The 15,551-nt window shown below is 67.1% G+C and carries 14 protein-coding genes; 12 read left to right on the forward strand and 2 right to left on the reverse strand.

The genetic code is table 11. From position 1 onward, the window contains the following. Positions 1–106 precede the first annotated feature (106 nt). From ACFVWG_RS32330 to ACFVWG_RS32370, 9 genes are all read left to right on the forward strand, one after another. Entirely contained in the window at positions 107–703 is a 597-nt protein-coding gene (locus tag ACFVWG_RS32330; protein WP_391547244.1) for a TetR/AcrR family transcriptional regulator, read from the forward strand. Positions 704–883: 180 nt separating this feature from the next. After that, positions 884–2,119: an MFS transporter gene (locus ACFVWG_RS32335; RefSeq protein WP_391547245.1), complete on the forward strand. Its 1,236-nt coding sequence runs from the start codon at positions 884–886 to the stop codon at positions 2,117–2,119. Then, the gene (locus ACFVWG_RS32340) at positions 2,119–3,294 is read left to right on the forward strand and encodes a radical SAM protein (RefSeq protein ID WP_391547246.1); all 1,176 of its coding nucleotides are present in this window, start codon (positions 2,119–2,121) and stop codon (positions 3,292–3,294) included. Before ACFVWG_RS32335 ends, ACFVWG_RS32340 begins: the two co-directional genes overlap by 1 nt. Positions 3,295–3,296: 2 nt before the next feature. Beyond that, complete coding sequence (locus ACFVWG_RS32345) at positions 3,297–3,560, forward strand: acyl carrier protein (RefSeq protein ID WP_391547247.1); 264 nt, start codon at positions 3,297–3,299, stop codon at positions 3,558–3,560. Next, positions 3,557–4,744, forward strand: coding sequence for a hypothetical protein (locus ACFVWG_RS32350; RefSeq protein ID WP_391547248.1), 1,188 nt, complete (start codon positions 3,557–3,559; stop codon positions 4,742–4,744). The genes ACFVWG_RS32345 and ACFVWG_RS32350 overlap by 4 nt, the downstream gene beginning before the upstream one ends. Beyond that, positions 4,734–5,690, forward strand: a complete 957-nt coding sequence (locus tag ACFVWG_RS32355) for a Gfo/Idh/MocA family protein (protein ID WP_391547249.1) — start codon at positions 4,734–4,736, stop codon at positions 5,688–5,690. Before ACFVWG_RS32350 ends, ACFVWG_RS32355 begins: the two co-directional genes overlap by 11 nt. After that, entirely contained in the window at positions 5,687–6,583 is an 897-nt protein-coding gene (locus tag ACFVWG_RS32360; protein ID WP_391547250.1) for a phosphotransferase family protein, read from the forward strand. The genes ACFVWG_RS32355 and ACFVWG_RS32360 overlap by 4 nt, the downstream gene beginning before the upstream one ends. After that, a complete protein-coding gene (locus ACFVWG_RS32365) occupies positions 6,580–7,605 on the forward strand; it encodes a hypothetical protein (RefSeq protein ID WP_391547251.1) in 1,026 nt (341 codons plus the stop codon). Before ACFVWG_RS32360 ends, ACFVWG_RS32365 begins: the two co-directional genes overlap by 4 nt. After that, positions 7,602–8,726 (forward strand): condensation domain-containing protein, encoded by a 1,125-nt coding sequence (locus ACFVWG_RS32370; protein WP_391547252.1) that lies wholly within the window; start codon positions 7,602–7,604, stop codon positions 8,724–8,726. The genes ACFVWG_RS32365 and ACFVWG_RS32370 overlap by 4 nt, the downstream gene beginning before the upstream one ends. Here ACFVWG_RS32370 and ACFVWG_RS32375 read toward each other — a convergent pair. Further along, the gene (locus tag ACFVWG_RS32375; protein ID WP_391547253.1) at positions 8,715–9,710 is read right to left on the reverse strand and encodes a hypothetical protein; all 996 of its coding nucleotides are present in this window, start codon (positions 9,708–9,710) and stop codon (positions 8,715–8,717) included. The genes ACFVWG_RS32370 and ACFVWG_RS32375 overlap by 12 nt on opposite strands. Before the next feature lie 92 nt (positions 9,711–9,802). Between ACFVWG_RS32375 and ACFVWG_RS32380 the strand changes: the two genes are divergently transcribed. From ACFVWG_RS32380 to ACFVWG_RS32390, 3 genes are all read left to right on the forward strand, one after another. Then, complete coding sequence (locus ACFVWG_RS32380; protein ID WP_391547254.1) at positions 9,803–10,582, forward strand: ABC transporter ATP-binding protein; 780 nt, start codon at positions 9,803–9,805, stop codon at positions 10,580–10,582. Further along, complete coding sequence (locus ACFVWG_RS32385) at positions 10,579–13,056, forward strand: FtsX-like permease family protein (protein ID WP_391547255.1); 2,478 nt, start codon at positions 10,579–10,581, stop codon at positions 13,054–13,056. Before ACFVWG_RS32380 ends, ACFVWG_RS32385 begins: the two co-directional genes overlap by 4 nt. A gap of 115 nt (positions 13,057–13,171) precedes the next feature. Next, positions 13,172–14,128 (forward strand): hypothetical protein, encoded by a 957-nt coding sequence (locus ACFVWG_RS32390; protein ID WP_391547256.1) that lies wholly within the window; start codon positions 13,172–13,174, stop codon positions 14,126–14,128. A 588-nt stretch (positions 14,129–14,716) separates the two neighbouring features. Here ACFVWG_RS32390 and ACFVWG_RS32395 read toward each other — a convergent pair. Next, on the reverse strand, positions 14,717–15,502 hold the full coding sequence (locus tag ACFVWG_RS32395) for a class I SAM-dependent methyltransferase (RefSeq protein WP_391547257.1): 786 nt from the start codon (positions 15,500–15,502) through the stop codon (positions 14,717–14,719). Positions 15,503–15,551: the final 49 nt, after the last annotated feature.

The raw sequence follows: 15,551 nt of genomic DNA on the forward strand, positions 1-15,551 counted from the left end.
CTCCTTCAGGGAGAGGTTAAACCGAACAACCGTTCTTTATTAGCCCGAGCCTGGCGCACGCCGAGGCGGCTTGTCAAGAACGGACATTCGTTTTAGGTTCGGCCTCATGCCGAAGGTGAGCGAAGAACACCGCGTGGCCCGCCGCGCCCAGATCGTGGCCGCGGCCCGCACCTGCGTGGTCGAGCAGGGCTTCCACAAGACGACGATGGCGGACGTGATCGCCGCCTCCGGCCTGTCCGCCGGTGCCGTCTACGGCTACTTCAAGAGCAAGGAAGAGCTCGTCGCCGCCATCGCCGAGGAGGCCCTCAGCGCCGTCGACGAACTGTTCGCGACAGTCCTGGCCGCCGACGAACCGCTCCATCCGGCGATGGCGCTGGAGCGCGTCCTGAACTACATCGTCGCGATCGCCGAGCGACCCGGCGGAGACATCACCCGGGTCGCCCTGCAGGCCTGGGCCGAGGCACTGCGCAATCCGGTCGTGATGGAGATCGCCGCAGGCAAGTACCGGATGCTGCGCAGCCGCTTCGCCGAGGTCGCCCGGCGCGCCCAGGCCGACGGCACCATCCCCGCGGACGCCGATCCCGAGCAGGTCGCGCAGGTCCTGTTCGGCTTCGTACCCGGCTTCATCCTGCAGCGCCTGCTGCTCGGCGACATCACGCCGGAGAGCTACACCGCCGGCCTGCGCGCCGTACTGCGTGACTAGGGCGTGACCAAGTCATCAGATGTCCGCAAAACTGAGAGTCCGTACCACTTGTCACTCCCCGCGATGAATTCATCACGGAGGTCTTGAGTCGCGCGACCTACCCGGTTAAGTTGTCCGAGCACTTCATTCAGGACTTGAAGAAAGGCCGGGATCAGCCAACGACCGCTGGGGAGTCGACGGGTGCGCGGACGAACGATCACACAAGCACGGCCAGTCGCGGATCTGTCGTGGTACTGGTCCAGTCAGACGGCGAGTTTCGTCGGCGACCGGCTGACCGGTTTCGCCGTACCGAGTATCGCGATCCTGACGCTGAACGCCTCCAGCGCCGAGGTCGGCGTCCTGTCCGCCCTGGGCTGGTTCGCCTACCCCGCGTTCGGTCTGGTCGCCGGTGCGGCCCTCCCCCACATCCCGCGCCGCCGCGTCATGATCACCGGCGAAGTCATCCGGTACGTCGCCTTTGCCACCATCCCGTTGGCCGCGGTGCTCGGCGGTGCCGGGATGGGCCAACTCTTCATTGTGGTCGCGGTCGCCGGAGTGGCGATGGTATTCGTCGATGTCGCCGGTCAGTCCTACCTGCCGGCGCTCGTCGAACCCCAGAACCTGGTCGGCGCCAACGCGAAGCTGCAGAGTTCGGACAGCGCCTCCAAGCTCGTCGGCCCTGCACTCGCCGGTCTGCTCCTGCGCACCACCGGCTCCACCGTCGGTCTGTTCCTGAGCGCACTGCCCTTCCTGGCCTCGGCCTACGGCCGAACGCGGATCACCACGATCGAGCCGCCCGTCGAAGCAACTCAAGAGCCTATCCTGCAACGGATCCGGACCGGTCTGACGTTCGTCCGGCAGCACCCGGTGCTCAGACGACAGGTAGGCGCGGCCGCGGTGCGAAGCTTCGGCTCGGGCATGGTCGACGCCGTACTGCTCCTCTTCGCCTACCGCGTCCTAGGTCTCTCCAGCCTCGCAGGCGGTCTCCTGATCGCAGCAGGTTCGGTCGGCGGTCTACTCGGCGCATTCCTAGCCAACAGGCTGGCCAACGCACTCGGCACGCGCCGAGTGCTGCTCCTGACCAGCGTCGAAGCCCTGTGCTGGCTAGCGATTCCACTCTGCCTCGTGACTGCGCCCGCGATCACCCTGGTGCTCATCAGGGTGCTGGCCGGCGGCTGGTTGCCGGTGTGGAACGTCGTGACGACCAGCGTCCGTCAGCAACTCACGCCGGCCGCGCTGCAGAGCACAGTGCACGCGACCGCCCGCACGCTCACCTCGTCCACAGTTCCACTCGGAGCGCTCACTGGCGGCTTCGCCGGCGGCGTACTGAGCACTCATCTCGGGGCCGCGGCCGGCTTCGTCCTAGTCCTAGCGACGGGAGGTGTGATCGCCGGAAGCAGTGCCCTGCTAGTCGCTAACACTCCACGGGAGGTCTGATGCGCCCCACCACGACCCGCACCCTGAACACCAAAGAGTTCGCCGACATCCTGCACACCGTCTCGATCCGGTCGAAGGCTCGCAAGAACCTGCTCACCGACCCCGAGTACGCCGCTCCGCTGCCGCAGGAGGTCAGTCTGCAACTGACCTACCGCTGCAACCTGCGCTGCACGCACTGCTACCAGTGGAACGAGCAGGGCTTCTTCCGCGACTTCAGCTCCGAGCGGCAGCGCACCGAGCTGGACCTGTCCGTGATCGAGGACGTGCTGAAGACGACCGCCGAGGTCCGCTCCAAGATGTTCCTCTGGGGTGGCGAGCCCTTGATGCACAGCAAGTTCGACGAGGTCGCGAAGCTGCTGGAGAAGTACCCGCGGACCGTCAACATGTGCACCAACGGCCTGCTGTTCAAGCGCAAGGTCGACGACCTGCTCCGGATCGGCGAGAACCTCAACCTGCTGGTCAGTCTGGACGGCCTTGGTGCGGACCACGAGGCACTGCGCGGCCGCGGCACGTTCAAGCGGACGATGGAAAACATCCAGATGATGCTGGACCTCAAGCGCGAGGGGAAGTGGGACGGCGAGCTTTCGCTGTCCTGCATGGTCTCCCACGTCACCGTGCACAAGATGTACGAGTTCATGGAGTGGGCCGAGGATCTCGGCGTCAACACGGTGTACTTCCAGTTCCCGTGGTACATCAGCCCGTCGGTCGCGGAAGCGATGGACCGCCTGTACGAGCAGTCGTTCGCGTGGCTGGAGCCGAACACCGACACCAAGAAGCCCACCTGGCACTCGTACACCTACCAACTGCCGGAAGAAGAGCTGCCCGCGCTGCGTGAGTCGATGGCTCGGCTGGCGTCCCGTGCCTGGAACGTCCGGCTGCGCTACCAGCCGCAACTGGAGGACGACGAGGTCACCGACTTCATCCTCGGTACGTCGCGGCCGGCCCAGCACCGCAGCAAGTGTCTCGCGGTCTCGAACCGGATGGAGGTGCACGCGGACGGCGCGGTCAGCTCCTGCAAGTTCTTCCCCGAGTTCGTGGTCGGCAACCTCTACGAGCAATCGGTCAACGACCTGTGGCAGAGCCAGTCGTTCCGTGAGGTCCGCCGGATCATGTCCGAGAACGGAATGATGCCGGTCTGCTCGAAGTGCATCCTTCTCTACCTGAACGGAGTGTGAGCATGTCCGAGGCTGACATCGAGGACCGGGTGAAGATCGTGCTCGCCAAGGTGCTGGACAACGGCACCACGGCCGACGAGATCGGCCCGGGCGCGGACCTGGTCGAGGAGTACGGGCTGGACTCGCTGCAGACGATCACGTTCCTGCTGGCGATCGAGGACGAGTTCGACCTCGAGCTCGACTATCCCAACCTGCAGCTCGACGACCTGCGATCGGTGCGGCAGTTCAGCACCTTCGTGGCGCGACTGGCCGCTCCCGTGCAATGACCGTCCGTTTCGGCACATTCGATGCAGAGACCTGGTGGCGGCCGGACGACCTGGCCGAGCTGCCATCGATTGGCGGCCAAGACCCGGCTGTCGACGCGATGGACGAGCTGCTGCTGGGTTTCTGCGCGCCGGACGACCTGCTGATCACCAGGTATCCGATCCATCCGGATCTCCTGGCCGGTCACGCGATTCGCCACCTGTCGGTGGACGATCCGGGACCTGGTCCGGTCGAGCGGTACATCGAACCTGAGCAGATGAGCGGTGCACCAGTCGCGCCGTACGCCGTCCTGCCAGACACCGCACGCTTGGTCGGCGCGAGCCTGCCGGCAAGCGAGGTCGTTGCGTTGGTCAACTCCAAGACCTGGTCCAACGAGCTGGTGATCGAACTCGGCCTCCCCGGCGCGGGCCGGGTCGTCCGCTCACCGGAGGAGCTCGTCGAGGCCGTCACCGCACTCGAGTTCCGAGCACTGGTGAAGGACCCGTACGGCGTCTCCGGGCGCGCGTTGCTGGAGATCTCCACCCCCGGCGTACTGCGGGCGGTAGAGCGGGTCCTGCGCAAGCAGGACCGCCGGGTCGAGTTGCTCGTCCAGGAGAAGCTACCGAAGCTGCACGACTTCTCCGGGCACCTGTTTCTCGACCAAGACGGTACGACGGAGTTCCTCGGTCTGCAGCAGATGACCAACAAGGGCTTCCGCCACCTCGGCTCGCACCGTCCCCCGCCCGCCTTGGTCGATGAGGGCTGGTACGCCGATTCGCTGGCCGGCGTGACCGATGCGCTCACCAAGTCCGGGTACTGGGGACCGGTCGGGGTCGACGCGATGCTGCTTCGGGATGGAACCGTCGTACCGGTGCTCGAAATCAATGCCCGGCAGTCGCTTGGGCTGCTCACCCTGCACCTCGATCAGCGGACAGAGTTGACCGCGCATCTGTGGCAGCTCGAACTGAATGTTGCTCCAGGCAAGGGAATTGCCGACGTGCTGACCGCCTTCGACGGTCTGCTCACGACCGGCGACCGGCCCGGCGTCCAGGTGCTGAACGGCAGCACCCTCGCCGCGCCCGGTGGCCGCGTGTACCTGGCGATCTACTGCCGTCCGGACGACCTAGGCCAGTGGCAACGCCGCTCAGTGGCCGCGGTCGGCGCGGCCGGCCTGACACCACGAGGGATGACGACCGATGCCGCTTGAGATAGGGCTGATCGGAGCCACCGGGATCGCTGCCCGCACCATGCTGGCACCGGCTTCCACGGCGAACGCCCATGTTCGGGCAGTCGCCGCCAGTGACGCCGTACGGGCCAAGGAGTTCGCGAACCAGCACGGGATCGAGGTCGTCCACGAGAACTACGCGGCCCTGCTTGCCGACCCACAGGTCGAGGCCGTGTACATCTCGCTGCACAACTCGGCCCACCACCGCTGGGCGGTCCGCGCCGCGGTCGCCGGCAAACACGTGATCGTCGAGAAACCCTTGTGCCTAACGGCCGAGGAGGTCGCCGAGCTGGAGTTCGCTGCCGATGGCAACGTCCAGGTGACCGAGGCCGTCGCGACCGCGAATCACGAGTGGCAGCAGGTGGTCCGCTCCTTCATCGAGGACGGCCGGTACGGCGTACTGCGATCCGTCCACACGCAGATGACCTTCGCCGAGCCCAAGCCTGGCGGCTATCGGGACCGACCGGAGCTGGGCGGCGGGATCTTCTACGACTGCGCCAGCTACTGGCTTCAGGCTCTCCAAGCCACTCTCGGTCTGGACATCACCGAGCTCTCCGGCTCTTCTGCCTTCGACGGCCCCAACGGCGTGGACCGAACCTTCCAAGCCAGGCTGAATTATGCAGAGGCCACAGCCACCCTCGACTGCTCCACAGGCCCGAACCACGCCAGCGAACACCTCTTCACCTTCGACCGGGCAACGGTGAAGCTCCGCAACTTCCTCCGCCCAGTCATCGCTGCGCTACCGCTCAACCTGGTGGTCACACCGACCGACGGCGACCGCAAGGTGATCACCTTCGCTCCGGTCGCGTACTACGAACGCCAACTGACCCGCGTGGTCGAGGGCCACTCCGATCTGGCCGACGCCATCCCCCGGATCGAGCTGATGGACGCCATCTACACCGACGCCCGCCGGAAGGCCACCCCGTGAAGCAGCCACCGGTCCGCCCGTTGGACTCCGCCTACCTCACCGAGTTGCTCACCGGTGCAGGTCGCGACCCTGATGCACTGACCACGGTCACGGAGCTTGCCGACGGCACCTACAACACCGTGTACCTGCTCAAGCGTGCCGACGGCGACCTCGTGCTGAAGCTGGCGCCGACCGGCCCTGGACTCACCCACGAGCACGATCTGATCCGGACCGAGGCGATGTTCTACCAAGCAGCGCTCGGCAAAGCACCGGTTCCGGAGGTCGTTGCCTCCGGCCCGGAGTTCCTCCTGATGACCGCACTCCCCGGCGTGACGCTCAACAGCGTCGCCACCGACCGAGCGCCGTACCAGCGGGAGCTCGGTGCGATCATCGCGAGCCTGCACGAGGTGGTCGGCACCGAAGGCTTCGGCTATCCGCAGCTCAGCCTCAAGGACTCCTGGAGCAAAGCGTTCCTCGGCATGTTCGACGACGTTCTGGCCGACGCCGACCGGTACGACGTCACGCTCCCGGACAGGGTGTCCCGGCAACTCGTGACCGACCGCATCGCCTTGCTCGACTCCGTCGCCGTACCGACGCTGGTGCACTTCGACATCTGGGACGGCAACATCCTGGTGGACGACGGCAGAGTGACCGGCCTGATCGACGGCGAGCGTGCGTTCTGGGGCGACCCGGTGGCGGAGTTCGCCTCGCTCTCGCTCTTCGGCGACCTCGACCCTGACCTGCTCAGCGGGTACGGCGCCGACGTCGACCGCGAGCGGCTTGCGCTGTACCGCGTCTACCTCTACCTGATCATGCTCGTCGAGGGCACCCCTCGCGGCTACACCGGCCCGGACCGCGCCGCCCTCGTGAAACTGGTCGAGCGCCACCTTGCCAAAGACCTGGCGGCACTGTGATCGAGATCCTCACGTCCGGCGTAGCACTAGGCGTCCATGTCCCCGGTCTGCTCCTGGCCGACCGCATCCGCGAACAAGGCGGCCAGGTCCACGTCTCAGTCCTGGAACGCCTCATGCCCGCCAAGACCCTCGAAACCACCGCCCAGTCGAAGCTCGCCTTTCACCGCGACTTCCGGGTAGCCATGGCCGGCCAGAAGCTCGCTGGCAACGCCTCCCGAGCCGCTGATCCCGCAGCGGTCGCCAAGCTCTTCGCAGCCTGGCAATCCCGGCAGGTAGAGCGCTTCATCGTCTTCTCCGGCTTCTGGCTCACTCTGCTGGCGGACTACATCGAACAGCACGGACCGGTCGACGTAGACATCTGCCACGTCGACTCGGTCGTCTCACCGTCTTTCCAGAAGGTCGGTACGCCGCCGTACCCGGTCCAGCACGTCAAACTCGCAGACGCCGACGCGGGCACGATTCCCTGCAGCATCCCGGTCAGCCGCGACGCACCGATCCCCTGGACCGACCGCGACCGCCGACTGCTCGTCCACGGCGGTGGCTGGGGCATGGGCACCTACCGCGAGTACGCAGCAGAGCTGGGCACCGTCGGCTTCGCCCTGGACGTGGTCGCGTACGAGAAGCAGGACCTCACCTCGGACGGCGTCCGCTACTTCATGATCGACCCGGATTGGCACCCCTGGCTCGACGACGGCTACCCGCCGTTCGGACTGGCCGGGGAGGCCTACGAGCAGCGCACCGGTCACCACGGCTCGTTTGACCTCTGCCGCCAGGCCCTTGCCACCGTGAGCAAACCAGGTGGCGGCACTCTCCTGGACTCGCTGTGGTCAGCAACCCCACTGGTCCTCCTGGAACCGTTCGGCGCGCACGAGCAACGCAACGCCGACCTGTGGATCTCACTCGGCTACGGCATCGCCTTCGAGGACTGGGCTCGGAAGGACTTCGCAGTCGACGTACTGCAAGACCTCCACGAGGCCCTGCTCAAAGCGGAGGTGCCTGACTACTCGGAGGCGCTCCTGTGACCCTCCCGACCTCGCTCTGGCAGACCTTCGCCCTCCACCTCGACTCACAGCGCCCCGGGTTCGCCCGCGGCCCGTGGTTCACGATGAACGCCGTACTCAAGCTGGACGGTCCGTTGGACCACAGCAGGCTCGCAAGGGCCTTCGACGAGCTGCAGCGGCGGCACTCGGGGTTGCGGACTGAGATCGTCGATCAGTCCCAGCTGATCCACCCCAACCCAACAGCCGAGCTAGAGCTGGTGGATGCGGTCGAAACGCACGCAGAGGTACCACTAGCTGCGCCAGTGCGGCTGCGGTTGGCCGGTAACCGCCTTTCACTCCACCTGCACCACATGATCGCCGACCCCGTGACGCTCTGGACCACCCTGGATGAGCTGTCCACGCTCTACACCACCACCGACGTACCGGCGCCACAAGCGCAGTACTCCGACTACACGCTCAACGAAGCCGCACTGGTCGCGCGGCAGCGCGGTCCGGCCGGTGACTGGTGGCAAGCCCGCATCATCGACGCCAAGCCCTGCCCGCAACCGCCGGACCAGCCGGCCAAGCAGTTCGCCTATCGCCAACAGCTCCTCAGCCCTTCAGAGCTAAAGGCCGTTGACCAGAGCACAAAGAAGCAACGCAGTACGCCGCTCGTCACACTCCTGACCGCGCTGGCCACCGGTATGGCGCCGCACGTCGGAGCTGGTGACACCCTCACCTTCAACACCCTGTTCAGCAAGCGCGACCGCCCCCAGTGGCAGCGCGTCCTCGGCCCCTGCATAGTGCCGTCTGCGCTCGCCATCCCGCGCGACGCCGACATCCCGTCAGTCCGCGACGCGGTGGTCGGCTGCAGCCGCTACGCACGCTTCCCGGTCCTCGAGGCCCAGGTGCCTGCAAGGTCACCGTTCTTCGAGTACGTCCCTCAGCAATGGCCGGCCGGCTACCAGTTCGGCCCAGTCCACGGCGCGGTCACCGCAGTCGCCGGCCCCAAGGACACCGGCCTCGCCGACATCCTCGGCATCCGCCTCCGCCCCACAACCGACAACGCCCTCACTGGCCACTTCAGCGGTGACGGCATCGACTGGACCGAGCCTCTCGTCGCACAACTCTGCGCCGTCATGCGCAACCACCTACTGGCCTAGATTCAGCTCGGCCAGAGCGCCGTACACAGCCTTAGGTCGGCGCTCGCCGAGGTCGTCAACGGCGACCAGCCCGTACGACGAGAGGTCCAGGTCGTGCGCGGGATCATCGGGCCGGTGCGGCAGCTCGTAGCCCGCGAAGCTGAACCAGAACGCCAGGTCGAGCTGGTCGAACTCCGCGACAAGCTCCTGCAGGTAGGTCACCTGTTCCTGCTCGTCCCGCTCGTACTCGCCAGTGAGCACTGGCGGATCGACCGAGCGGTCGACGATCATCCAGCCCGCGCTGCCGCGCGCGGCCGCGCCCCGATAGGCGCAGCAGCCGAACTCGGTGGCGACGACCGGCTTGCCCCACTTGGCCCGATCGCGTAGTTCGTCGGCGAAGGTCGCGGCGTTCTGGGCATCGCGATAGGCGTCAACGGCGACGATGTCGTAGAGCGACCAGTCGACGTCCTCCCACATCCCGGCAGCGTAGGTGATCCGGCCGCCGAACGCGGCCCGCGCATGAGCAACCACGCGCTGCTGCACCTCGGGCCACAGCAGCATCCCTGCGTGCAGCTGGGCCAGCTTCGCCTGATCGGCGAAGGTCGCCGGATCCATCATCGTCGCGATCCGCTCGCTTGAGGTCTCCCCCGGCACGAAGCCCTTGCAGAACACCGACAGCTCACAGCCCAGCACCAGTACGACGTCGCCACGCGCCCGCAGCGTCTCCGCCGCTGCCGCGCACTCGGCCAGGAACTCGATGAACTGGTCTGGCTCGAGGTCCATCGGGACCGGCGAGAACCACAGCTCGAGGCCGGCCTCAAGCGCCGCTTCGCCGGCCAGCACGAGCCGATCCAGGTCGTTGCCCGAGACGCGGACCGCCGGCGCATGCAGCTCGTCCGCGATCATTCGGAGCTCCTCACGAACGGTCTCCGTGGCGAATCGGCGCCGGGTACTGCGGCCGTCGTACAACAGGCCGGTGTCGTAGTTGACGCCAACTCCTCGCATCCCAGCACTCTAACGGGGGTGGACTTTGCACCACCATTGACCGCGGCCCAGCACCCTGGGGCGGACGACTCCGGATCCGTAGCGTCCTGGACATGACGAAGAAGCGGCAGGACGCCGTTCAGAGCGAGCATTCGGTAATACTCCAGGACGTACGACGCGTCTACGGTCGCGGCGGCAACACCGTCACCGCGCTCGACGGGGTCAGCATCGGATTCGGCCGCGGTACGTTCACCGCGGTGATGGGTCCGTCGGGTTCGGGCAAGAGCACGTTCCTGCACTGCGCGGCCGGGCTGGACCGGCCCACCTCGGGGTCGGTACTGATCGACGGGCTGCCGCTGGCCGGGATGAAGGAGCGCGAGCTCACCGAACTCCGGCGCGAGCGGATCGGCTTCGTCTTCCAGTCCTTCAACCTGCTGCCCGCCCTCACCGTCTGGCAGAACGTCGTCCTCCCGCAGGAACTCGACGGCCGCCGACCGAACAAGGCCGCGGTCCGTGAGGTACTCGAGCGGGTCGGTCTCGGCGACAAGCAGAAGAACCGTCCCGGCGAACTGTCCGGCGGTCAGCAGCAACGCGTCGCGATCGCTCGCGCATTGGTCGCCCGCCCGGCGGTCATCTTCGCCGACGAGCCGACCGGTGCCCTCGACACCCAGACCGCGGCTGACGTTCTCGAACTCCTTCGCGAGCCGGTCCGCACCCAGGGCCAGACGGTCGTGATGGTCACCCACGATCCGGTCGCGGCGTCGTACGCGGATCAGGTCGTCTTCCTCGCCGACGGTCGCCTCGCCGGCAGCCTGATCGCCCCGACCGCCGAGCAGGTCGCCGACCGGATGACCCACCTGGGCGCCCGCGGCAAGCTGGCGGTGGCCGGATGATGCGCCTCGCGATCCGCACCCTGCGCTTCCGCAAGGGCGGGTTCATCGCCACCTTCGTCGCGGTCGTCTTCGGTACGGCGATCGTGATGGCCTGCGGTGGTCTGATGGAGACCGGCATCCGCTCGAACGTCGAACCCCAGCGGCTGGCCGCGGCGCCGATCGTGGTCAGCGGCCAGCAGTCGCACAAGCCGGCCGGCGCTGACGAGGATCTGGACGCGTTCCCGTTGACCGAGGTCGTCGGCGTACCGACTGATCTGCTGGCCAAGATCCGTTCCGTCGAAGGCGTCACCGGCGCTCTTGGCAATCGCACCTTCTCCGCGCCGATCGTCACCTCGGCCGGCCCAGTCGTTGCTCAAGGCCACAACTGGGCCAGCGCCGCGCTCGCGCCGTACCGACTGGTCTCCGGCCACGCACCCGCTGTTGGCCAGGTGGTCAGCACCACGGGCAAGGTCGGTAATCGGCTCAGCGTGCTGGTCCGCGGCGTACCGCAAACCTTCACGGTCAGTGGGATCGCCACCGGTCCGGCCGGTCACACCTTCTTCAGCGAGCGCGACGCCACCCGGCTCAGTCATACGCCAGACCGGTACGCCGACATCGGTGTACTGGTTGCTCCGGGCACCGATCTTGACGCGGTGGTCGAGCGGATCGAGGCGCTCGGCGATCTGACCGTGCGGACCGGGATTGACCGCGGCCTGGCCGAGCACCCGGGAACCGAGGTGCAGCGGACGGCGCTGGTCTCGATAGCGGGTTCGTTCGGCGGGATCGCAGTGATGACGATGATGTTCGTCGTCGCGTCAACGCTGGCGCTGTCCGCCCAGCACCGGGAGCGCGAGTTCGCGCTGTTGCGAGGGATCGGGACCACACCCGGTCAGGTACGGCGGATGATCCTCGGCGAAGGTCTGCTCGTCGCCCTCCCAGCTGTTGCCATCGGCATCATTCCCGGGATGCTGCTCGGACGGTTCCTCTTCGATCAGCTTGCTGCGCATGGGGTTGCGTCGCCGGTGGTCTCGTTCTATCAGGGCCTGATTCCGTTCGCGGCCGGTGCCGGTGGCGCCGTACTGGCGGTGATCGGTGCCGCGCTGATCGCGGCGCGGAAGTCGGCCAAGATCAAGCCTGTGCAGGCGTTGATGGAGTCGTCGCTGCAGCGGAAGTGGTTCAGCTGGGCGCGTCTGATCGCCGGCCTGCTGTTCCTCGGCGGCGGTATCGCCCTGCTGATCGTGACTGCCACTGTAATGGTTGGCCCGCTGGCCGGTGCCACGGCGGGACCGTCCGTCCTGTGCTGGGCAATCGGGGTCGCACTGCTCGGCCCGTTCTGGACCAAGGCCACGCTCCTGCTCTGGCGCTGGCCCGTCCAGCTCCTCAGCCGCGTCAACGGTCGACTCGCGATCCGGAACGTCTCCGTGCGCTCGGTAGCAATGTCGGCCGCCGTGATGCCGGTAATGCTTGCCGTCGGCATCTCCACCGCGAACCTCTACATGCAGACCACCCAGGTCAGCGCCGCCGCCAAAGCCTTCACCCGCGACCTCAACGCCGACATCGTCCTGACCTCGCCGGTCGGAATGTCACCGAACCTCGTCCAGCAGGTGCAGTCCGTCCCGGGCGTCGCCGGTGCGTCGGCGTACATCCGCAGTACCGGCGTCATCGACGAACCCCAAGGCGCCCCCCTCGACGACGACGGCGCCCCACTGATCGGGATCGATGCCCAAGGCCCCAATGGCACAGCACCCGTCCGCGTCACCGCCGGCTCGCTCTCCGGCCTCACCGGCTCGACCGTGGCGCTGCCCGAATACATTGCACAGAAGATCAATCGCGGTCTCGGCTCACACCTCACCATGACCTTGGGTGACGGTACGCCGGTCACCCTCCGAGTCGTCGCGCTCTTCGCCGCCGAACGTGGCTACGAAAGCATCGTGCTCCCCGCCGACCTGCTCGCCGCCCACACCACCGACGGCCTCATCCGCCAGATCCTCGTCCGCACCGAACCCGGCGCCCACCCCGACCTCACCACCCTCGCCGCCACCCACCCCGGCGTACAGGTCGCTGATCGTGAAGCCCTCGTCTCCGCCAACGCCGAAGACCAGAAAACCCAAGCCTGGGTCAACTACATGCTCGTCGGCATGCTCATCGCCTACACCGCGGTCTCCGTCGTCAACACCCTCGTCTCCACCACATTGCGCCGCCGCCGCGAGTTCGCCCTCCAACGCCTCACCGGCTCCACCCGCAACCAAGTTCTCCGCATGCTCACCACCGAAAGCACCCTCATAACCCTCTCCGGGCTAACCCTAGGCACCCTGGTCGCCCTAGCCTGCCTCCTCCCCTTCTCCGCAAAGGTCGCCCACTCCCTCCCCACCGGCCCCCTCTCGATCTACCTGGCAATCATCACCGCCGCCACCGCCCTAACCTTCGCCTCCACCCTCATCCCAGCCCTAACCACCCTCCGCCACTCCCCCACCCAACCCACCCACACCGACTGACCGGGACCTCTCGTTAGTCGGTACTTTTTCGGGTCCAGGCGCCGAAAAGTTACCGACTAGCGGTTATCCACAGGGCGTTCTGCAGCGGGACGGCGTTTGGCTCATGCTGGGGTGGATGGAGTGGTGGTGGCGCCGGCAACTGGCCGACGAGGGGATCCAGGCGGTGATCCGAAGTCAGGCCCGGATCGTGTCGCGGGTCCAACTGCTCGCCGCGGGCTGGCCGAGTGACCGCATCAGGCAGCAGACCCGCAACCACCGCTGGCAGACCGTCCACCCTGGTGTCTATTCCACCCACACCGGGCCTATCGGGTACGACGAACGCCTCATCGCCGCTCTCTTGTACGCCGGCCCTGACGCCGCGTGGAGCCACTACACCGCAGCTGAACAACTCGGCCTCCTCAAACCCGCTCCGGATCGCCTCGTCCACGTCATCGTCCCCGACGCCCGCCAAGTACGTGGGCGTCCCGGACTCGTCATCCACCGCGATGTCTACTGGGCCGACCGCCTCGCGCGCGCCGTTCCACCTCGCCGTACCGGAGCACACGCGGTCCTCGACATCGTCGGCATCACTCGGACCTTGGATCAGGCGGCCGCCGTCATCGCAGAAGCCTGCCAAAGCGGTCGCGTGCACCCCGCCGCCATCGCGACCGCGCTGGATTCTCGCGGTCGGCTCCGCCACGGCCGTGCCCTCCGCCCGATCCTCACCGACGTCGCCGCCGGGACCCACTCGCTCCTCGAACTCCGCTACCTCCGCGACGTCGAACGCCGCCACGGCCTCCCAACCGGAACCCGTCAGCGGGCCGTCGACTGCGAGTTCACCGACGTCCACTACGACGGATTCACCCTGAACGTCGAACTCGACGGCCGCCTCCACCTCATCCCCAACCGCCGCTGGCGAGACCTCGACCGCGACAACCGAGCGACCCTCCGCGCCGAGGCAACCCTGCGCTACGGCTGGTTCGACATCACCACGCGCCCGTGCCCAACCGCCGTACAGGTCCTCACCATCCTGCGCCGTACCGACCCCACCCTCACCGCCCACCCCTGCGGTCCCGGGTGCCCCGTCCGCTAATTGGTGGATTTTCGTCACGGGGTCCCCAAAGATCACCAATTAGCGCGCGGTCCGTACCTCGGCCACAGCCCGGAAGCTCAGGCGACGGGGACGCGGTCACCAACCGCACCATCCCCCCAGCCATCCGCCCGCCGCACTCTGAGCTTCAGTCGGCCTCCGGCCGGTTGAGCGCCGCCGGTCTCGGCCGGCGACGTCGGTGGGTGGTTGATCACCGCTTCGGCCGACTAAAAGACAGGATGGCTGAGCGATGCGGAGGCTGGCGTGGGTGGTGCGGTCGGCGGATCGGTGAACGTTGCCTGGGGTTAACGGGCTTTGGCTGCGGTTCGGGAAAGACGCGCCCAGCACCTGCCCGAACCCGCCGCGCCGGGTTGTCAGCTCGCTAATTGGTGGATTTTCGTCACCGAGTCCCCAAAGATCACCAATTAGCGGGCCGGGAAAGGCGTCGCCCGGCAGCTGCCCCGAGCCCGCCGCAGGCGGCCGCACCCTCACCGCCCGGCCTTGCGGTTCCGATTATCCCGACCGCTAATTGGTGGATTTTCGTCACCTGGTCCCTAAAGATCACCAATTAGCGCGCATCCAGGCCGAAGGTCAGGCGGGTTTGGTGGCGCGGCAGGTTAGGAGGAGGGGGATTGGGTTGCCGGGGATTCGCCAGAGGCCGTCGGGGCCTTGCTCCATGGTGGGGTGGCGTTGGCGGAGGTCTACGGGGAGTTCGTCGAGGCGGTTGATGTGGAGGCCTGCGTCGACGAGGGCGTTGACCAGGCCGCTGATGGTCCAGGGCCAGGTGATTTGGGTGTGGGGGGCGATCTGTTGGCCGGTGTAGCTGGCGGCTACTTCGGTTGTTCGGGGTTCGGTGCGGAAGTACGACGTGGTGATACGGAGATCGGCGTCGACCTGACCCTGCTGGGGGTGGAACTCGCCGATGAAGAGCACACCGCCCGGCCGCAGCAGACGAGCCACGACGCGCGCCCATTCCGGCAGGTCTGGCAACCACATCAGTACGCCGTACGTCGCAATGACGATGTCGTAGTCGGCATCCAGTACGTCGGCCGCGTCGTACACGTCGGCTTGGACGAACCGGGCCGGCAACCCCACCTCGTCGGCCAACCGCCGTGCTGCCGCGATCGCTTCGCCCGAGAAGTCCAGTCCCGTGACCTCGGCGCCGAGCCGGGCCCACGACAATGTGTCGAGCCCGAAGTGGCACATCAGGTGCAGCAGACTCCGACCGCGCACATCACCGAGGGCCTCCAGCTCAAACGGTCGTAGCGAACTCTCGCCCGCGCGGAAGCCGTCGACGTCGTACAGGCTGGCGCCGCTCGCGTGGGCCTCGGCCCGTAGGTCCCAGCCGGCCCGGTTCTGCTCCACGCGCTTATCCATGCCGTCACGGTAGGACGAACGGCTTTCGGGCTCCATGGAATTGATTGCC

The sequence above is a fragment of the Kribbella sp. NPDC058245 genome (assembly GCF_042882005.1).
In the GTDB taxonomy this organism is placed as follows: domain Bacteria; phylum Actinomycetota; class Actinomycetes; order Propionibacteriales; family Kribbellaceae; genus Kribbella.